This window comes from Pseudomonas sp. R76 (genome assembly GCF_009834565.1).
Taxonomy (GTDB): Bacteria; Pseudomonadota; Gammaproteobacteria; order Pseudomonadales; family Pseudomonadaceae; genus Aquipseudomonas.
This window is the reverse complement of the sequence record NZ_CP019428.1, coordinates 6339434-6358024: the sequence shown is the minus strand read 5'-3', so window position 1 is coordinate 6358024 and position 18591 is coordinate 6339434. Positions and strand designations below refer to the sequence as shown.

Here is an 18591-nt window from a genome sequence, read left to right as displayed (position 1 = left end):
AGGGAACTTGTCCTACGGTTCCCGGTCAATTTTCGCAGTGCTGAACTGCACGAGTTATGTGAGTCGGAGGTTTTTTCGTATGACCACTTCTTTGCAACCTGCTTATGCCTTGGTCCCGGGTGCGAACCTGGAAGCCTATGTGCACACGGTTAACAGCATTCCATTGCTGACGCCCGAGCAGGAGCGTGAACTGGCCGAGAGTCTCTACTATGAGCAGGATTTGGGGGCGGCTCGGCAGATGGTGCTCGCCCACCTGCGTTTTGTCGTACATATCGCCCGTAGCTATAGCGGCTACGGTCTGGCCCAGGCCGACCTGATTCAGGAAGGCAATGTTGGCCTGATGAAGGCTGTAAAGCGCTTCAACCCGGAAATGGGTGTGCGCCTGGTGTCGTTTGCTGTGCACTGGATCAAGGCGGAAATTCACGAGTTCATCCTGCGCAACTGGCGCATTGTGAAAGTCGCGACCACCAAGGCTCAGCGCAAGCTGTTCTTCAACCTGCGCAGCCAGAAGAAACGCCTGGCGTGGCTGAACAACGAGGAAGTCCACCGCGTGGCCGAAAGCCTCGGGGTGGAGCCGCGTGAAGTGCGCGAGATGGAAAGCCGCCTGACCGGCCATGACATGGCCTTCGACCCGGCCGCTGAAGCGGACGACGACAGCGCCTTCCAATCGCCGGCCAACTACCTGGAAGACCACCGGTACGACCCGGCGCGTCAACTGGAAGACGCCGACTGGAGCGACAACTCCAATCACAACCTGCACGAAGCGCTGGAAGTGCTGGACGACCGCAGCCGTGACATCCTCTACCAGCGCTGGCTGGCAGAAGAAAAAGCCACGCTGCACGACCTGGCGCAAAAGTACAACGTGTCGGCCGAGCGGATTCGTCAGCTTGAGAAAAGCGCGATGAACAAGCTGAAATTGTCGATCGCTGCTTAAAGGCTGCGAAAAGACAAAAAAATGCCCCGATCGAAAGATCGGGGCATTTTTGTTTGGGCTCGAAAATCTGATATCCAGTGCGGTTCTCTGTGGGAGCTGGCTTGCCTGCGATGAGGCCCTTTCACCAGCACCTCTGCAAGCTGCCACACCGCTATCGCAGGCAAGCCAGCTCCCACAGGGGTTGTGTTGTGTCAGTCGGACCACGGGGCCTTTCGGGAATTATTCAGCTCCACCAGGTAACCATCCCCACCCAACTGGCTCATCTGCTGACGAATCCACGCAGCCCGGCGAGCCACATAGGCCGTCGGATGGCTGGCACTCCACACCCGCGGATTAGGCAAAACAGCCGCCAAATAGCTGGCCTGCTGACGCGAAAGCCCCTTGGCACTCACCCCAAAGTGATGCCGCGCCGCCGCTTCGGCGCCAAACACGCCTTCATCCCATTCAACGCTGTTGAGGTACACCTCAAGAATCCGCTGCTTGGGCCAAAATATCTCGATCAACCCGGTAAACCAGGCCTCCAGCCCTTTGCGCAAATAGCTGCGGCCGGTCCACAGGAACAGGTTTTTCGACACCTGCTGGCTCAACGTACTGGCGCCTCGAATCGAGCCGCCGCGCTCGTTGTGCAGCAATGCCGCCTGAATCGCGCCAAAATCAAAGCCCCAGTGCTGCGGGAAGCGCTGGTCTTCACCGGCCATCACCGCCACTTTAAGGTCATCGGCGATCTCATCCCACGGCACCCACGTGCGTTGCAGGTCAATCGGCTCGCCCTCGACCCAGGATTCAACCTTGCGCTCCACCATCAACGCGGTGAAGGGTGGCGGGACGACACGAAACAGCAGCACCAGCAGCACACTGCCGATGGCAAACCATTTCACGACTTTGAGAAAACGCTTGAAGAGGAGACGCAGCATAGAGATGGCTTGGCCGAACCCGTTGAGCGGGCCATTATACAGACCCGGCCCTTTGAGTCTGACTGGAGTTCCTCATGCTGCGTAGCTTTCTGATGCTGGCTGCCTTTTTCGGCTTCACCGGCGTCGCCCTCGGCGCCTTTGCGGCTCATGGCCTGAAAAACCGCCTGAGCGCCGAATACCTGGCGATCTTCCACACCGGCGTGACCTACCAGTTGGTGCACGCCCTGGCGTTGTTCGGCGTGGCGCTGCTGGCGGCGCATATTCCTGGCCGACTGGTCAGCTGGGCGGGCATTTCCTTTTCCGTCGGCATCCTGCTGTTTTCCGGCAGCTTGTATGCGCTGACCCTGACCGGCATCAGCAAGCTCGGCATCATCACGCCGTTTGGTGGGCTGGCGTTCCTGCTCGGCTGGTTCTTTCTGGGGCTCACCGCCTGGCGCCTGCAGGTCATCTGACCGAGGGGCTTGGGCCGACAACGCCAATCGGGCTAGAATGCTGGCCCCTAAAAACGATGGCGGCCCGTGGCATGCGCATTCAGTTGAACGGCGACCCCTTTGAACTGCCCGACGGTGAAACCGTTGCGGCCCTGCTGACCCGTCTGGACTTGACCGGGCGTCGCGTCGCAGTGGAACTCAACCTGGATATCGTCCCGCGTAGCCAACATGCCGACACCGCGCTCACCGAAGGTGACCAGGTCGAAGTGGTCCACGCCATCGGCGGCGGCTAGCCATGCGGCGCTCAAGGGCGCCAACCCGCATTCTGCAGAACCTCACCCCAACTCGAGGATTTTCCATGAGCATCGTTCGTAGCGACAAGCCCTTCGTATTGGCCGGTCGTACCTACCAGTCCCGTTTGCTGGTCGGCACCGGCAAGTACCGCGACATGGAAGAAACCCGCCTGGCCATCGAGGCCTCGGGGGCCGAGATCGTCACCTTTGCCGTACGCCGCACCAACCTTGGCCAGATCGAAGGCGAGCCGAACCTGCTCGAAGTGCTGTCGCCGGATCGCTACACCTTCTTGCCGAACACTGCCGGTTGCTACGACGCCATCGAAGCCGTGCGCACCTGCCGCCTGGCCCGTGAGCTGCTCGACGGCCACAATCTGGTGAAACTGGAAGTGCTGGCCGACCAGAAAACTCTGTTCCCCAACGTGATCGAAACCCTCAAGGCCGCAGAAACGCTGGTCAAGGAAGGCTTCGACGTGATGGTCTACACCAGTGATGACCCGATCATTGCCCGTCAATTGGCGGAAATCGGCTGTATCGCGGTGATGCCGCTGGCTGGTCTGATCGGTTCCGGCCTGGGCATCTGCAACCCGTATAACCTGCAGATCATCCTTGAAGAAGCCAAAATCCCTGTGTTGGTGGACGCCGGTGTCGGTACTGCCTCCGACGCCACTATTGCGATGGAACTGGGCTGCGACGCGGTGCTGATGAACTCGGCCATCGCCCATGCCCAGCAACCGATCATGATGGCCGAAGCCATGAACCACGCCATCGTCGCGGGCCGCCTGGCCTACCTCGCCGGCCGCATGCCGAAAAAACTCTACGCCAGCGCCTCTTCGCCGCTGGATGGTCTGATCAAGTAAGAGCCATTGATGACTGAATCAAACGAAACGCCGAACACCGTGGAAGAAGGCGACGAGTCCAAGCACCGCCGCATCAAGAGTTTTGTGATGCGCGCCGGTCGCATGACCGAAGGCCAGCAAAAGGGCCTGGAACAAGGTACGCCGCTGTTCGTGTTGCCGCTGGCCGATACGCCGGTGGACTACGACCAGGTGTTTGGCCGTTCCGCCCCGCGTTCCCTGGAAATCGGTTTTGGCATGGGCCACTCCCTGCTGGAAATGGCTGCTGCTTCGCCGGAGCAGGATTTCATTGGTGTGGAAGTGCACCGCCCAGGCGTCGGCGCGCTGCTCAATGGCGTGCTGACCCAAGGCCTGACGAACCTGCGCGTCTACGACTGCGACGCGATCGAAGTGCTCAACCGCTGCATCGCCGACAACAGCCTCGACCGCCTGATGCTGTTCTTCCCAGACCCATGGCACAAAGCCCGTCACCACAAGCGCCGTATCGTCCAGGCGTCCTTCGCGGAGCTGGTGCGCAGCAAGCTCAAAGTCGGCGGCATCCTGCACATGGCCACCGACTGGGAACCGTATGCCGAATACATGCTGGAAGTGATGAACGTCGCCCCTGGCTACCGCAACCTGGCCGAAGACGGCAAATGCGTGCCACGCCCGGCTGAGCGTCCGATCACCAAGTTCGAACGCCGCGGCGAGCGGTTGGGGCATGGGGTGTGGGATTTGAAGTTCGAGAAGGTTGACTGACAAGCCAATAGCTGGCTTGGAATGCAATCAACTGTGGGAGCTGGCTTGCCTGCGATGCAGACACCTCGGTGTATCAGTGATACCGAGTTGATGCCATCGCAGGCAAGCCAGCTCCCACAGTCGTTTTGCGGTGTCGCGGGAGTTGGCGGCGATCTATCGCCATTTGGTGCGTGACTTGTAAAGGAATACACGGGTTTGAAATCCATTCTCTGTTGCTCGGTACTGCTGGGCCTGCTGTCTTCGACGGTCTTTGCTGCCACCACTGCCGCCCTGCCAGTGACGTCCCCGGACGACTACTTCGAGCGTGCGCAAAAGAAGGCGGAACAACTCAAGTTATTGTTCGATGAGAACGTCAAGCTGGAGGCCAGTGGCAAGCTGGATAAGGCCACTTTGCCCGAGCAACTCAAAGAGGTTCAGGGCACCATGGCTGCGTTCGAGCGTGATCTGAAGATGGCCTCGGAGGGTGGCCACGTTGTAGCGACCTATATGCTGGCCAATATGCAAAGCCGGTTCGGCATGTCTGTCGAAGAGCGCAAACAGGTGTGTGAGCCGATGCACAGGGCAATGGATCAAGGTTTGTTGGCCGCCGGCGTGGGTTATTACTATCAGTGCGACATGACGTACATGCGCCTTGATCTGCTCGATCCTGGGCACATCAAGTATCTGGAGGCGCTCAAGCAGATGTTGCTGAAAGTTGACGAAAACCGCGATTACTATCCGTTGTACACCAATCGCTCGCTTTGCTTTGAAAGTGATCGGTTAGCCGAGATCAAAGAAGAAAGAACCCTGGGTAACATGCAAGCTCGTGCCAGTGCGCGGATGCTGACCTATGATCAGTACCGGGCGGATGCCTACTACATATTGGCTGCGACTCGAATGAACGAGAAAGGTATGCCCGATAGCACTAACCTGGCCTATCTTAACCAGGCGCTTGAGCTGGGTTGTAAAGACCCGATGACTCTTAAAGAGTATTACCAAAAAGAGTTTGGTAACCAGGTATCGAAATAGAGCGCCGACACTTAGCGGCGGTCGGCGACTACGCCAATCAACACCAGCACCACCACCAACACCGGCGCCAGGCTGTAGTTATTGAACTGGCTCAGCCCTCGCACAATCCACGGCGTGGCGTAGATCAGCGCCGCGCCGCTGCCGATCATGCACACCAGCGCCATCAACGGTACGCGCAACGCCCCGGCGATGCTGCCCAGGCGGGCTTCGATCCAGCCTTTGATATCGGCGCCGAACAGCACCAGCAAGCAGCCGACAAGTGCCAGGGAGATTTCCGACAGGTTGCTACGGCTCCAGCGGGATACGGTGGCGAGCAGGTCGAGTACCAAATCCATTCGATTTCCTTAAGAGCGATCAGCTCAAAAACTTCTGCAACAGGTCATTGAGAAAGAGTTGCCCGCGGTCGGTCGCCGCCAGGCGTGACGGTTCGACCTGCATTAAGCCACTTTGTTCTGCCTCCTTGCGGCCTTCGTCCAGGCTCGCCAGGTCGAGGCCGGTGCGCTCGGCATAGAGCCTGGCGTCGACACCGTCGGTGAGGCGCAACGCGTTCATCAGGAACTCGAACGGCAGTTCTTCATTGGTCAGTTCTTTCGACCCGGCCTGGAAACTTTTGGCCGGGTTGAGGTAGTCCTTCGGAGCACGCGTCTTCCACGTGCGCACGATGCGCCCGTCCGGGTGGCTCAGCTTGCCGTGGGCGCCCGCGCCGATGCCGATAAAGTCGCCGAAGCTCCAGTAATTGAGGTTATGCCGTGCCGGGCGGCCCGCTTGGGCATAGGCCGACACTTCATATTGCGCGTAACCGTGTTCGGCCAGCAGCGCCTGGCCGGCTTCCTGAATGTCCCACAGCGTGTCGTCTTCCGGCAGCGCGGGCGGCTGGTTCCAGAACACGGTGTTGGGTTCCAGGGTCAGCTGATACCAGGACAGGTGCGTCGGCTTCAGGGCGATGGCTTGGCGCAAGTCGCTCAAGGCATCGTCCAGGGATTGATCGGGCAAGCCGTGCATCAAGTCCAGGTTGAAGTTATCGAACCCGGCCTGGCGTGCCATGCCCGCCGCGCGTACGGCTTCGTCGCCGTTATGAATGCGGCCCAAGGCCTCAAGTTTTTGCTGCTGGAAGCTCTGGATGCCAATGGACAGGCGATTGATCCCCAGCTTGCGGTACGCCACGAACTTCTCTTGCTCGAAGGTCCCGGGGTTGGCTTCCAGGGTGATCTCGATATCGCTGGCAAATGGGATGCGTGCTTCCACACCCTTGAGCAAGCGGCCCAACGCAGCGGCGCTGAACAGGCTCGGCGTGCCGCCACCGAAAAAGATCGAGCTGAGTTCACGGCCATAAACCGCGTGCAGGTCTTGATCAAGGTCAGCCAGCAGCGCGTCCACGTACTCTTCTTCCGGCAGCACGTTGCTCGCGGTGTGGGAGTTGAAGTCGCAATAAGGGCATTTGCGCACACACCACGGGATGTGAATGTACAGCGCCAGGGGCGGCAAAACAGGCAGGGCCGCCCGAGGTGTTTGCGCGCCGCCGTGGATCAGCGGCTGCGCAGAGGTGTTCTGGGTCATTTCAGGCTCAGGCGTTGGCGCAGCAAATCCATTGCGCGGGCGCGGTGACTGATCTGGTTCTTGTCGGCCGGGCTCAGTTCGGCACTGGAGACATTGCGCTCCGGCACCCAGAACAACGGGTCGTAGCCGAAACCATGCTCGCCGCTGGCCGCATGCAGGATGCGCCCGTGCCATAACCCTTCGCAGAGGATCGGCAGCGGGTCATCGGCATGCCGTACCAGCGCCAGCACGCAAACGAACTGCGCGCCGCGCTGGGCGTCCGGCACATCCTTGAGCGCGTCCAGCAGCTTGGCGTTGTTGGCCGCGTCGCCCTTGCCATCGGCGTAGCGTGCCGAGTAAATGCCAGGGGCGCCGCCGAGGAAATCCACGGCCAGGCCCGAGTCATCCGCCAACGCCGGCAGGCCGGAAATGCGTGCGGCATTGCGCGCCTTGAGAATGGCATTCTCGACGAACGACAGGCCGGTTTCTTCCGGCTCGACCTGGCTGAACTCGCCAATCGAGCGCAGTTGCACGGAGTCACCGAGCATGGCCTGCAGTTCTTTGAGTTTGCCGGCGTTATGGCTGGCCAGTACGAGTTGGGTGAGGTTCATCATTCAGCCGGGAAAAGTTCTTGGACAAAACTGAAGCCGTGGGCCTTGCCGCCGGTTTCAACATTGATGGTGAAGGTCTTGAATTCCTGTTGCGGCACGGAGTAGGGCGCGAGGTAATTGGTCACGCCTTTTTCGGTGATCTGCTTGAACGTCAGTACTTCACTCTTGCCGAGCGAGTCCTTGATGGTGCCGGTGACTTGCGCCACTACCGGTGTAACACCTTTAAACACCGATACGTTGATCAGCCCCTTGTTCTTGCTGCGTACCACGCCAACGGCCTGGGCCGTCTCGGGTTGCAGGAAGCTCGAGGTGAACGTGTTGTAGCGTACGGTGATATCACCAAATTCCTTGGTGCGGTTAGGGTCGATCACGTCGGCAGCCATAGCGTTGGCGCCAAGCAGTGCGGTCAATAAAAAAACAGCCAAACGACTCATGAGCGTCCCTCTTGAAAATGATTAGACGGCAATCTTGTGGTCGGTCAGGCCAGGACTGCTGACCCGGTAAATACCAATTTCGCCCAACAGGTTAGGCCATAGCTTACTCGCCCAGCCGTGGCGGTGCTGTTGATCGACAGCAAGGCGGTTGATCACCTTGGCTTCACGCTCGCCGCACAAGGCTTCGAAGTCTTCGAAGGTGCAGAAGTGGATGTTCGGCGTGTTGTACCACGTGTACGGCAGGAAATCGGACACCGGCATGCGGCCCTTGGTCGCCAGGTACCAGCGGCAGCGCCAGTGGCCGAAGTTGGGGAACGTGATGATGCACTGGCGGCCTACACGCAGCATTTCGTCGAGGATGCGGTCCGGGTAGTGCACCGCTTGCAAGGCCTGGGTCATCACCACGATGTCGAAGCTGTTGCTGGCAAAGTTGCCCAGGCCCTTGTCCAGGTCCTGCTCGATCACGTTGATGCCTTTGGCAACACACTGGGCGATGTTGTCCGGGTCGTTTTCCAGGCCATAACCGGTGACTTGCTTGTTGTCGCGTAGCCAACTCAGCAGTTCGCCATCACCGCAGCCAAGGTCGAGCACGCGGCTGCCAGCGGGGATCCAGTCTTGGATGATTTCCAGGTCGGCTCTCATGGCGTTCTCACAGAGTAATTCGGTTCATGTAATTGCCGAACGCCTGCAGGTAACGCGGGATCGGAATCAGAAAGGCGTCATGGCCTTGCGGAGCATCGATCTCCAGGTAGCAGACGTCTTTGCGCGCGGCCATCAGGGCGTCCACCAGCTCACGGGAGCGCGCCGGCGAGAACCGCCAGTCGGTGGTGAACGACATCACGCAGAACTTGGCCGTGGCACCTTCGAAGGTTTTCGCCAGGTCGTCGTTGAAGTTGGCGGCCGGGTCAAAGTAGTCCAGCGCCTTGGTCATCAGCAGGTAGGTGTTGGCGTCGAAACGCCCGGAAAACTCCTCGCCCTGATAACGCAGGTAGCTTTCGACCTGGAACTCGACGCTGTGGAAGTCGTAGTTGAGCTTCTCGCTCTTGAGCCCACGGCCGAATTTCTCGCCCATGGAGTCATCGGACAGGTAGGTGATGTGCCCGACCATGCGCGCGAGCATCAAGCCGCGCTTGGGGATTACGCCGGCTTCCTGGAACGAACCGCCGTGGAACTCGGGGTCGGTGAGGATCGCCTGGCGCGCCACTTCGTTGAAGGCGATGTTCTGCGCCGACAGCTTGGGGGCCGAGGCGATGGCCAGGCAGTGGCGCACGCGGTCCGGGTAGGTGATGGTCCATTGCAACGCTTGCATGCCGCCGAGGCTGCCGCCGATCACGGCGGCCCATTGCTGGATGCCCAGCAGGTCGGCCAGGCGTGCCTGGCTGTGCACCCAGTCTTCCACGGTCAGCACCGGGAAGTCGGCGCCGAACGGCTTGCCGGTTTCCGGGTTGAGGCTGCTCGGGCCAGTGGAACCGTTGCAGCCGCCGAGGTTATTCAGGCTGACCACAAAGAACTTATTGGTGTCGATGGGTTTGCCTGGGCCGATGCAGCTGTCCCACCAGCCGGGCTTGCGCTCGTCGGCACTGTGGAAACCTGCAGCATGGTGATGGCCGGACAGGGCGTGGCAGATCAGCACGGCGTTGCTCGCCGTGGCGTTCAGTTGGCCGTAGGTTTCATAGATCAGGTCATAGGCAGGCAGCGAACGGCCGCAGGCCAGGGCCAGCGGTTCGCTGAAGTGCGCCACTTGGGGCACGACCAGTCCAACAGAATCGGGGGGGAAGGCAGTTGGCATCGACCCTGCTCTCGTTTAAATGAGGCGTAAGTCTAAAGAGCGGTGACCCCAGCGGCAAGCAAACCCTGAGCCAGATGATCGTTCCTACGCTCCGCGTGGGAACGCAGCCGGTGACGCTCCGCGTCGCATCCTGCATGAGGGGACGCAGAGCGTCCCAAGAGGCGTTCCCACGCAGAGCGTGGGAACGATCATGCGGTCAGATCAGGCCAAACAGCTCTTTGGGCATGAACGCATAGTAAGCCAGACGCGGAATCACCCAGCTTTGCAGCAGCTGAATCGCGATGAACGCGAAGATCGGCGAGATATCCAGGCCGCCCAGGTTCGGGATCAAGCGACGGAACGGCGCCAGCACCGGCTCTGTGATCTGGGTAACCAGCTCAGCGCCCGGGCTGCGGCTGCCGGGTGCGACCCACGACAGGATCACGCTGATGATCATCGACCAGAAGATGATCTTCAAAAACAGCGAGAAGATGCCGATCAGGCCCCATGGCAGCAGCAGTACGGTGAACGCCGCATAGCCGTTGAGCATCAGGATCACCACAAACAGCAGGATCTGCAGCAGCAGCGCCAGCACCAGCGACGACATATCCAGCCCGAACAGGCTTGGGATCACGCGGCGCAACGGCTTGAGCAGCGGCTGGGTGGCCTTCACCACGAACTGGCAGAGCGGGTTGTAGAAGTTCGCCCGCACCAGTTGCAGGATAAAACGCATCAGCACGATCAGCAGGTACAGGCTGCCCAGGGTCTGGATGATGAAAATGGCAGCGTCATTGATTCCGAGCATGGTGTATTCCTATCTAACCCAGTTGCATGTAGGGGACGACTATTTGCCCAGTTGCTCGGCCATTTCAGCCGAACGCTGCGCCGCGGCGCCGAGGGCCTTTTCGACCAAGGCTTCAAAGCCTCCGGCCTGGAACGATTCGATGGCCGCCTGCGTGGTGCCGCCCGGCGAGGTGACGCGGCGGCGCAGTTCTGCGGCGTCCACGTCGCTGCCCACGGCCATCTTCGCAGCGCCCAGCGCGGTTTGCTCGGCCAGTTGCTCAGCAACCTCGTGCGGCAACCCAAGCTTCACGCCGGCGGCGGTCATGGCTTCGATCAGCAGGAAGAAGTAGGCCGGGCCGCTGCCGGAAACGGCGGTGACCGCGTCCAGTTGTTGCTCTTGTTCCAGCCACACGGCAAGGCCCACGGCTGACAGCAGCTCCTGGGCCTGGCCGCGCTGTTCGGCGTTCACTTCGGCGGTGGCGTACAAGCCGCTTACGCCCTGACGCAACAGCGCCGGGGTGTTGGGCATGCAGCGCACGATGGGTTGGGCACCCAGCCAGTTGTTCATGCTGGCGCAAGTGATCCCGGCAGCGATGGAGACCACCAGCTGGTGCGGCTGCAGGCTTGGTCGCAGGCTCTCGCACACGGCTTTCATGGCCTGAGGTTTCACCGCCAGCACGATCACGTCGACGCCCTGGATGGCCTCGGCGTTGTCGGCAAAGGTTTCAATGCCGTGCTCGGCGCTGACGCGTGCACGGGTGTCGGCGCCTGGGTCGCTGGCGCGAATCCGGGTGGCTTCGAGGCCTTTGGCCCGCAGGCCGCCGATCAGGCTGGCCGCCATGTTACCGGCGCCGATAAAGGCAATACGCGTGTTGCTCATGACAGGTCCTTATTCAGAGGAAAGTCAGCCATTTCACGGCTGGCCGTAGTCGCGGGCACCAAACAGGGCGGTGCCGATCCGCACCCAGGTGGCGCCTTGGGCAATGGCCGACTCAAGGTCGTGGCTCATGCCCATGGAAAGTGTGTCGAGCCCCAGGTTCAGGCTGGCTTGCAGGTCGCGCACCGTGGCGAACGCGGCGTCTTGTGCGGCTCGGTCTTCAGTCGGCTCGGGGATCGCCATCAAACCGCGCAGTTTCAGGCGCGGCAAAGCGCTGATCGCATTGGCCAGGGCCGGCAGGTCGGCGGGCGTACAGCCGGACTTGCTGGCTTCGCCACTGACGTTGACCTGGATGCAGATGTTCAGCGGCGCCAGGTCGGCCGGGCGTTGTTCGGACAAGCGTTGAGCAATTTTCAAGCGGTCCACGGAATGTACCCAAGCGAAGTTCTCGGCGATCGCACGAGTCTTGTTCGATTGAATGGGGCCGATGAAGTGCCAACTCAAGGGCAGGTCGGTTAATTCGGCCTGTTTGCCCAAGGCTTCCTGCAGATAGTTCTCGCCAAAATCGCGCATCCCGGCAGCATAGGCGTCGCGCACGGCTTGCGCAGGTTTGGTCTTGCTCACGGCCAGCAGGTGGATGCTGCTTTCGTCGCGTTGCACGGCGTGGGCCGCGGCACGGATCCGCTCGCTAACCTGGCCAATGTTGTCTGCTATCGTCGACATTCAAGATGCACCCGTGGATATGGAGTCCGCGGCATTCTACTGGAAATGGAAAGCCCTATGGATATCACTGAATTGCTGACGGCCAGCGTGCGCCGTGGCGCCTCCGACCTGCATTTGTCCGCCGGCCTGGCGCCGATGCTGCGTGTCGATGGCGAGGTCTGGCCAATGGATGGCCCGGCGCTTTTGCCCCCGCAAGTTGCGGATTTATTGAGCCCTTTGCTCAACCGATGCCAGCAAAAGGATTTCGAAACATCTCTTGAAACGGATTTTGCCTTCGAGCTGCCGAGTGTGGCGCGGTTCCGCGTGAATGTGTTCCAGCAGGATCGCGGCATGGGCGCGGTGTTTCGTACCATTCCTGAGCAAGTGCAGAGCCTGGAAAGCCTCGGGCTCGGCGAGGTGTTCCAGCGTATCGCCCAGCTGCCGCGCGGCCTGGTGTTGGTGACCGGCCCGACCGGGTCCGGCAAGTCCACGACGCTGGCGGCCATGATCGACTACCTCAACAGTCACCGGCGCCAGCACATCCTCACCCTGGAAGACCCCATCGAATTTATCCACAGGCCGAAAATGGCCTTGATCAACCAGCGTCAGGTGCACCGCGATACCCACAGCTTTGCCGCGGCGCTGCGTTCGGCCCTGCGCGAAGACCCGGATGTAATCCTGGTGGGCGAGTTGCGCGACCTGGAGACCATCCGCCTGGCCCTGACAGCCGCTGAAACCGGGCATCTGGTATTTGGCACCTTGCACACTACGTCGGCGGCCAAGACCGTGGACCGGCTGGTGGACGTGTTCCCGGCAGGGGAAAAAGCCATGGTGCGCTCGATGCTTTCGGAGTCATTGCAGGCGGTGGTGTCGCAAGTGCTGGTGAAGAAGATCGGCGGCGGGCGGGTGGCGGCTCACGAAATCATGCTGGGCACGCCGGCGATTCGTAACCTGATCCGCGAAGACAAGGTGGCGCAAATGGTCTCGGCGATTCAGACCGGCGGGGCGTTGGGGATGAAGACGTTGGATATGAGTTTGAAGGCGTTGGTCGGCGAGGGTGTGATCAGCCGGGAGGTGGCGCGGGGGCAGGCGAGGGTGCCTGGGGACATCTAACGAACACTGAGATCGCTGAGATCACTGTGGGAGCTGGCTTGCCTGCGATGACGGTGTGTCAGCTTGCAGAGAGGCAGCCTGTCAGTCCGCTATCGCAGGCAAGCCAGCTCCCACATTTGATTGCATTTCAAATGGGGAGCGCAGTGTCCTTTGGCTTAGCGCTGAACAACCCGCAGGTTGTTGTTCTGCTCTTTCGGCAGAACCCGCTTGGCAATCACGTAGTTCTTGTCCCAAAACGGCTTTTTCAGCGTATCGATGCTTACCGACTTGCCACGACGTGGCGCGTGGATAAAGCGGTCGTTGCCCAGGTAGATGGCAACGTGGTTGACCTGGCGGCTCTTCAATTTGAAGAACAACAGGTCGCCCGGCTTGAGGTCTTTGCGATCAACCTTCAGCCCGTGGCCAGCGGCCATGGCGTTGGAGGTGCGTGGCAAATCCACCGCTTTTACATCGTTAAACGCATATTTCACCAAACCGCTGCAGTCGAACCCTTTACTTGGGCTGCTGCCGCCCCAACGATAAGGAGTACCGAGCACATTCACGGCGCGGCTGAGGACGTTGCTGCTTTGCTTGGTGTTGACTGCCATCAGGCCGGGCGTTGCTTTACCGTGGTGGGCCTTGCTCAGTTGAGTCGGGCGGTTGACGGTCAGCTTTACCGATTTGGCGGTGCTTGGCGTGCTGTGAACTTTAGGGGTGAAACCGTTAACGTTAGGAAGACGTTGCTCACGATTGGTGGCGTGGGCGGCCAGTGGCATTAATAGGCAGATGGTTAGCCATGTCTTGAAAAATGGTCGCATTAGGCGTGGCTCTTTTAGGTTTGCGCGCAACTTTATAACAGCTTTTTGTGTCGTTCTTAGGCCGTTTGTCGACTGAACCCTGGGGTCAAATTCAGGAAAAACGCGACGAATTGCCGCTATTGTCCTGCAGAGGTCAGGTGGCATAAGGCTTTGCGGGAAGGAAGATACCATTTGCCGTGCGTCGGGCGCCCGTAAAAAAGTCACAAAGAAAATGAAAAATTTTATCTATCGAGGCAAAAGAGGTACTCCATGAACACCTATCGACAGGAAGTGATGCAGCAGGACACCCACAGCAAGGTGATCGGTTACCTGTTGTGGATTTTCGGTTTTACCGGGGCTCACCGCTTCTATTACGGCAAGCCGGTGACCGGGACGATCTGGTTTTTCACTTTTGGTCTTTTCGGTATTGGTTGGCTGATCGACTTGTTCCTCATCCCGGCCATGGACCGTGAAGCGGACCTGCGTTTTACCGCCGGGCCGATCGAATACAACGTGGCCTGGATTCTGTTGGCGTTCCTGGGCGTGTTCGGTTTGCACCGCATGTACCAGGGTAAATGGATCACCGGCCTGATCTACCTGTTGACCGGCGGTTTGTTCCTGATTGGGGTGCTGTATGACTTCTGGACGTTGAATACGCAGGTTTCGATCCGCAATGCCGAGCGCAACGGCGGGCGCTAAGTTGATCGTTCCCACGCTCTGCGTGGGAATGCCGCCCTGGACGCTCCGCGTCCGCTCTTAAGGCCATGACGCAGAGCGTCACAGGATGCATTCCCACGCAGAGCGTGGGAACGATCATTACGCCTGGTAGCTGATCCGCCCATCCATCAAGGTGTAACGCACCGTCGCCGGCAGGCTATGGCCGATGAACGGGCAGTTTTCGCCCTTGGACAGCCAATGCTCCCCGGCAACCGTGGAGCTGGCCGGGTCAAACAACACCAGATCCGCCGGCGAACCCACCGCCAACTTGCCCGCCGGCAGGCGCAAGGCCTCGGCCGGGCCGGCGCTGAGGCGCGCCAGCAATGTCGGCAGGTCGAGCAAGCCGTCTTCCACCAACGTCATCGCCAGCGGCAGCAACAGCTCAACGCTGCTGATGCCCGGCTCTGTGGCGCCGAATGGCGCCAGCTTGGCGTCGCGCTCGTGGGGTTGGTGATGGCTGGAAATCGCCGACACCACACCCGACTTCACCGCCGCACGCAAACCTTCGCGGTCGGCCAGGGTGCGCAGCGGCGGCTGCACGTGGTACAGGCTGGAGAAGTCGATCAGCGCTTCATCGGTCAAAATCAGCTGATACAGCGCCACGTCCGCCGTCACCGGCAGGCCGCGCGCTTGCGCCTGGGCGATCAACGCCACACCGCGCGCGCTGGTCAATTGGCTGAAGTGCGCACGCACGCCGCTTTGTTCCACCAGTAGCAGGTCACGGGCCAGGGCCACGGTTTCAGCGGTTTCCGGGATGCCCGGCAGGCCGAGGAAACTGGCCACGGCGCCTTCATGGGCCAGGCCGCCTTCGGCCAGGTCGCGGTCCTGGGAATGGAAGATCACCGTCAGGTCGAAGGTGGCCGCATATTCCAGGGCGCGGCACAGCGTGCGCGTGCTGCGAAAACTCTCCAGGCCGTTGCCGAACGCCACGCAACCGGCATCGCGCAGGGCGATCAGCTCGGCGAGCTGTTCGCCTTCCAGGCCTTTGCTCAGCGCGCCGATGGGGAACACTTTGCAATTGCCGGCTTCGCGGGCGCGGTCGAGGATCAGCTCGGTCACCGCCGACGTGTCCAGCACCGGCTTGGTGTGCGGCGGGCAGCACAGGCTGGTCACGCCACCGGCGGCAGCGGCGCGGGTTTCACTGGCGATGGTGCCTTTGCGGCTGTAACCCGGCTCGCGCAGGGCGACGTTCAGGTCCACCAGGCCAGGCGCGGCTACCAGGCCTTGGGCGTCGATGGTCTGGCTGGCGCTGAAGCCCGCAGGCGCAGCGCCGACGGCGATGATTTTGCCGGCTTCCAGATGAAGGTCGGTAACGTTGTCCAGCCCACTGGCCGGATCGATGACTCGGGCGCCGAGAATGCTGAGCTTCACTGGGCGTTCTCCTGCTCGAATTGACGTTGCGCGGTTTGCCCGCTCATGGCCATGGACAACACCGCCATGCGCACGGCGATGCCGTAGGTCACCTGGTTGAGAATCACCGACTGGCTGCCGTCGGCCACCGCCGACTCAATCTCAACCCCACGGTTGATCGGGCCTGGGTGCATCACGATGGCATCCGGCTTGGCGCCGGCCAAACGCGCGGTGGTCAGGCCGAACAGGCGGTAGAACTCACCTTCGCTCGGCAGCAGGCCACCGGCCATGCGCTCGCGTTGCAGGCGCAGCATGATCACCACGTCGACGTCCTTGAGGCCTTCGGTCATGTCGGTGTAGACCTTCACGCCGTATTGCTCGATGCCGATCGGCAGCAGGGTTTTTGGTGCGATTACGCGTATGTCCGGGCAACCCAGGGCTTTGAGGGCCAGCATGTTCGAGCGCGCGACCCGCGAGTGCAGGATGTCGCCGACAATGGCCACCGAGAGGTTTTCAAAGCCGCCCTTGTGCCGACGAATCGTCAGCATGTCGAGCATGCCCTGGGTCGGGTGGGCGTGACGGCCGTCACCGCCATTGATGATCGCCACATTCGGGCACACATGCTCGGCGATGAAGTGGGCGGCGCCGGAGTCGCCGTGGCGTACCACGAACATGTCGGCGGCCATGGCTTCCAGGTTGCGCAAGGTGTCGAGCAGGGTTTCGCCCTTGCTCGCCGACGAGGTCGACACGTTCAGCGTGATCACGTCGGCCGACAGCCGTTGGGCCGCCAGTTCAAAGGTGGTGCGGGTGCGGGTGGAGTTCTCGAAGAACACATTGCAGATGGTCTTGCCGCGCAACAGCGGGACCTTCTTCACCGCGCGGCCACCGACTTCGAGGAACGAGTCGGCGGTGTCGAGGATTTCAGTCAGCAGTTCGCGGGGCAAACCGTCGAGGGACAAGAAGTGTTGCAACTGGCCCTGAGCATTGAGCTGCAGCGGGCGCTTGGCATCTAGAGGCGTCATCGCGGGGACTCTGTACAAGGCGGTTTAAAGGGCAAGGTCTTGCAGTTCGAGTTCGAGCGGCGTGGGACCGGACAATTTTACCCGCTGGTGGGCTTCCAGGGACAGGGTTGCGCCAACCACATCCGGGCTGATCGGCAATTCGCCGGCGTCCAGGTCCAGCAGGCACACCAAGGTCACGCTGGCCGGGCGGCCGTAGTCGAACAACTCGTTCATGGCGGCGCGGATGGTGCGCCCGCTCATCAGCACATCGTCGATCAGCACCAGGTGCTGGCCTTCGATTTCGAACGGCAGGGCCGAAGGGCGCACTTGCGGGTGCAGGCCGTTCTGGCTGAAGTCGTCGCGGTAGAAGGACACGTCCAGCGTGCCCAGCGGCGAGTCACTGCCCAGTTCTTCCAGCAACGCCTGGGCGACCCACACACCACCGGTGCGAATGCCGATAAAGCGCGGTTCGCTGATGGCGCGGTGTTGCAAGTGCGCCCTGAGGCGAATCGCCATCTGGCTGATCAGTTCGGCGGGATTGGGCAGGCTCATGGTGGCTCCTTCAAGGTCTCGCGCAGGCAAGGTCCGGGCTCAAACGTAAAAAGACGCGGCAAGCCGCGTCAGTCAGGATTCAAATAAAGCGGTGTTTTCATCCAGCCAACCCTGCAATAGCAAGGCGGCGGCGATGGCGTCCACGGGGTTGTCGCGGTAGCTGCCTTTCTGCCCGCCACGGTCGCGGCGCTCACCCTTGGCTTCAAAGGTGGTCAGGCGCTCGTCGTGGGTATAGAAGGGCAGGTTGTAGCGGCCATTGAGGCGGCGGGCGAACTTTTCGGCGCGCAGGCACATGTCGCTGGGCGTGCCGTCCATATTCAGGGGCAGGCCGACCACGACTGCGTCGGGCTTCCACTCCTTGATCAGGGCTTCGACCTGGTTCCAGTCCGGCACGCCGTTCTGGGCTTTGAGGGTGCACAGCTCGCGGGCCTGGCCGGTAATCACCTGGCCGACCGCTACGCCGATCTGTTTGGTGCCGTAGTCAAAACCGAGGATCAAACGCAAGGCCATCAGGCGTGCCCCGCCTGGCTGGTCAGCAGGCTGAGGTTGACCCGCAGCTTGGCCGCCGCCGCTTCCAGGCGTAGCTCGCTGGCGGTATTGAACAGAATGTCGGCGTCGAACGGGCAGGTCAGCCAGGCATTGCTGGCCAGCTCCGCCTCAAGCTGCCCGGCTTCCCAGCCGGCGTAGCCGAGGGTGATCACACTTTGCTCAGGCCCCACGCCGTCGGCGATGGCGAACAACACGTCCTGGGACGTGGACAGCGACACACCTTCAAGGTCAACCGTGGCCTGGAACTTCGGCCCAGTGGGGTGCAGCACAAAACCGCGATCGGTCTGCACCGGCCCGCCGATGTAGATCGGCACGCTCTGGCAACGGGCCGGCGGGTCGATCTCGGGGCGCAATTGCTCAAGAATGTCGGCCAGGTTCAGCTCTTGCGGGCGGTTCACCACCAGCCCCATGGCACCATTGGCCGTGTGCTCGACGATGTAGGTCAAGGTCTGCGCAAAGTTTGGGTCGGCCATATGGGGCATGGCGATCAGGAATTGGTGCTTGAGGTAGGTCGGGCTGACATTTTTCATGTCCACTAGTGTGGCGTTGGAGGGGCGAACTGACAAGCTGCGCTTATGAAGATCATTCCCACGCTCTGCGTGGGAATGCCGCCCTGGACGCTCTGCGTCCGCTTTTGTAGGCGTGAC

At 61.0% G+C, this 18591-nt stretch carries 24 protein-coding genes; 8 read left to right on the top strand and 16 right to left on the bottom strand.

Translation table 11 applies throughout. The annotated features are described in order from the left end of the window. The first annotated feature begins 79 nt into the window (after window positions 1-79). Complete coding sequence (gene rpoH / locus PspR76_RS28880) at window positions 80-934, top strand: RNA polymerase sigma factor RpoH (RefSeq protein WP_003176698.1); 855 nt, start codon at window positions 80-82, stop codon at window positions 932-934. A 191-nt stretch (window positions 935-1125) separates the two neighbouring features. On the opposite strand, the gene mtgA is transcribed toward rpoH, so the two are convergent. Beyond that, window positions 1126-1848: a monofunctional biosynthetic peptidoglycan transglycosylase gene (gene mtgA / locus PspR76_RS28875; protein WP_159960674.1), complete on the bottom strand. Its 723-nt coding sequence runs from the start codon at window positions 1846-1848 to the stop codon at window positions 1126-1128. Window positions 1849-1922: 74 nt separating this feature from the next. On the opposite strand from mtgA, the gene PspR76_RS28870 reads away from it, so the two are divergent. The 5 genes from PspR76_RS28870 (at window position 1923) to PspR76_RS28850 (ending at window position 5175) form a co-directional block, all read left to right on the top strand. Next, window positions 1923-2300, top strand: a complete 378-nt coding sequence (locus PspR76_RS28870) for a DUF423 domain-containing protein (protein WP_159960672.1) — start codon at window positions 1923-1925, stop codon at window positions 2298-2300. Between the two features lie 71 nt (window positions 2301-2371). After that, window positions 2372-2572 (top strand): sulfur carrier protein ThiS, encoded by a 201-nt coding sequence (gene thiS, locus PspR76_RS28865; protein ID WP_159960670.1) that lies wholly within the window; start codon window positions 2372-2374, stop codon window positions 2570-2572. A 65-nt stretch (window positions 2573-2637) separates the two neighbouring features. Continuing rightward, a complete protein-coding gene (locus PspR76_RS28860; protein ID WP_015886353.1) occupies window positions 2638-3432 on the top strand; it encodes a thiazole synthase in 795 nt (264 codons plus the stop codon). A gap of 9 nt (window positions 3433-3441) precedes the next feature. Next, window positions 3442-4167 (top strand): tRNA (guanosine(46)-N7)-methyltransferase TrmB, encoded by a 726-nt coding sequence (gene trmB / locus PspR76_RS28855; protein ID WP_159960668.1) that lies wholly within the window; start codon window positions 3442-3444, stop codon window positions 4165-4167. 195 nt (window positions 4168-4362) lie between these two features. Beyond that, window positions 4363-5175 (top strand): hypothetical protein, encoded by an 813-nt coding sequence (locus tag PspR76_RS28850; RefSeq protein ID WP_159960666.1) that lies wholly within the window; start codon window positions 4363-4365, stop codon window positions 5173-5175. A gap of 11 nt (window positions 5176-5186) precedes the next feature. Here PspR76_RS28850 and PspR76_RS28845 read toward each other — a convergent pair whose 3' ends face one another. The 9 genes from PspR76_RS28845 to PspR76_RS28805 form a co-directional block, all read right to left on the bottom strand. After that, window positions 5187-5510, bottom strand: coding sequence for a DUF3392 domain-containing protein (locus PspR76_RS28845; protein ID WP_122716594.1), 324 nt, complete (start codon window positions 5508-5510; stop codon window positions 5187-5189). Between the two features lie 19 nt (window positions 5511-5529). Further along, entirely contained in the window at window positions 5530-6732 is a 1203-nt protein-coding gene (gene hemW, locus PspR76_RS28840; RefSeq protein WP_159960664.1) for a radical SAM family heme chaperone HemW, read from the bottom strand. Next, a complete protein-coding gene (rdgB, locus tag PspR76_RS28835; RefSeq protein ID WP_159960662.1) occupies window positions 6729-7325 on the bottom strand; it encodes an RdgB/HAM1 family non-canonical purine NTP pyrophosphatase in 597 nt (198 codons plus the stop codon). The genes hemW and rdgB overlap by 4 nt, the downstream gene beginning before the upstream one ends. After that, window positions 7322-7756, bottom strand: coding sequence for a DUF4426 domain-containing protein (locus PspR76_RS28830; RefSeq protein WP_159960660.1), 435 nt, complete (start codon window positions 7754-7756; stop codon window positions 7322-7324). The genes rdgB and PspR76_RS28830 overlap by 4 nt, the downstream gene beginning before the upstream one ends. A 21-nt stretch (window positions 7757-7777) precedes the next feature. Continuing rightward, a complete protein-coding gene (gene metW / locus PspR76_RS28825; protein WP_016972957.1) occupies window positions 7778-8398 on the bottom strand; it encodes a methionine biosynthesis protein MetW in 621 nt (206 codons plus the stop codon). 7 nt (window positions 8399-8405) lie between these two features. Next, window positions 8406-9545 (bottom strand): homoserine O-succinyltransferase MetX, encoded by a 1140-nt coding sequence (metX, locus tag PspR76_RS28820; RefSeq protein ID WP_159960657.1) that lies wholly within the window; start codon window positions 9543-9545, stop codon window positions 8406-8408. 196 nt (window positions 9546-9741) lie between these two features. Beyond that, window positions 9742-10329: a YggT family protein gene (locus tag PspR76_RS28815; RefSeq protein WP_159960655.1), complete on the bottom strand. Its 588-nt coding sequence runs from the start codon at window positions 10327-10329 to the stop codon at window positions 9742-9744. Window positions 10330-10368: 39 nt separating this feature from the next. Further along, window positions 10369-11187, bottom strand: a complete 819-nt coding sequence (proC, locus tag PspR76_RS28810; protein WP_159960653.1) for a pyrroline-5-carboxylate reductase — start codon at window positions 11185-11187, stop codon at window positions 10369-10371. Between the two features lie 33 nt (window positions 11188-11220). Continuing rightward, window positions 11221-11907 (bottom strand): YggS family pyridoxal phosphate-dependent enzyme, encoded by a 687-nt coding sequence (locus PspR76_RS28805; protein WP_159960651.1) that lies wholly within the window; start codon window positions 11905-11907, stop codon window positions 11221-11223. A gap of 57 nt (window positions 11908-11964) precedes the next feature. On the opposite strand from PspR76_RS28805, the gene PspR76_RS28800 reads away from it, so the two are divergent. Beyond that, window positions 11965-12999 carry a type IV pilus twitching motility protein PilT gene (locus PspR76_RS28800; RefSeq protein ID WP_159960649.1) on the top strand — a complete coding sequence of 345 codons (1035 nt, stop codon included), beginning with the start codon at window positions 11965-11967 and terminating at the stop codon, window positions 12997-12999. A gap of 155 nt (window positions 13000-13154) precedes the next feature. Here the strand turns inward: PspR76_RS28800 and PspR76_RS28795 are convergent, their stop codons facing one another. Continuing rightward, the gene (locus PspR76_RS28795; protein ID WP_159960647.1) at window positions 13155-13796 is read right to left on the bottom strand and encodes a C40 family peptidase; all 642 of its coding nucleotides are present in this window, start codon (window positions 13794-13796) and stop codon (window positions 13155-13157) included. A 249-nt stretch (window positions 13797-14045) separates the two neighbouring features. On the opposite strand from PspR76_RS28795, the gene PspR76_RS28790 reads away from it, so the two are divergent. Continuing rightward, window positions 14046-14474 carry an NINE protein gene (locus PspR76_RS28790; protein ID WP_159960645.1) on the top strand — a complete coding sequence of 143 codons (429 nt, stop codon included), beginning with the start codon at window positions 14046-14048 and terminating at the stop codon, window positions 14472-14474. 117 nt (window positions 14475-14591) lie between these two features. Here PspR76_RS28790 and PspR76_RS28780 read toward each other — a convergent pair whose 3' ends face one another. From PspR76_RS28780 to PspR76_RS28760, 5 genes are all read right to left on the bottom strand, one after another. Further along, window positions 14592-15863, bottom strand: a complete 1272-nt coding sequence (locus tag PspR76_RS28780; RefSeq protein WP_159960641.1) for a dihydroorotase — start codon at window positions 15861-15863, stop codon at window positions 14592-14594. Beyond that, the gene (locus tag PspR76_RS28775; protein WP_159960639.1) at window positions 15860-16864 is read right to left on the bottom strand and encodes an aspartate carbamoyltransferase catalytic subunit; all 1005 of its coding nucleotides are present in this window, start codon (window positions 16862-16864) and stop codon (window positions 15860-15862) included. Before PspR76_RS28775 ends, PspR76_RS28780 begins: the two co-directional genes overlap by 4 nt. Window positions 16865-16888: 24 nt before the next feature. Beyond that, window positions 16889-17395, bottom strand: a complete 507-nt coding sequence (gene pyrR / locus PspR76_RS28770; RefSeq protein ID WP_159960637.1) for a bifunctional pyr operon transcriptional regulator/uracil phosphoribosyltransferase PyrR — start codon at window positions 17393-17395, stop codon at window positions 16889-16891. Window positions 17396-17467: 72 nt separating this feature from the next. Beyond that, on the bottom strand, window positions 17468-17905 hold the full coding sequence (ruvX, locus tag PspR76_RS28765; protein ID WP_003195067.1) for a Holliday junction resolvase RuvX: 438 nt from the start codon (window positions 17903-17905) through the stop codon (window positions 17468-17470). After that, entirely contained in the window at window positions 17905-18474 is a 570-nt protein-coding gene (locus PspR76_RS28760) for a YqgE/AlgH family protein (protein WP_078739562.1), read from the bottom strand. Before PspR76_RS28760 ends, ruvX begins: the two co-directional genes overlap by 1 nt. Window positions 18475-18591: the final 117 nt, after the last annotated feature.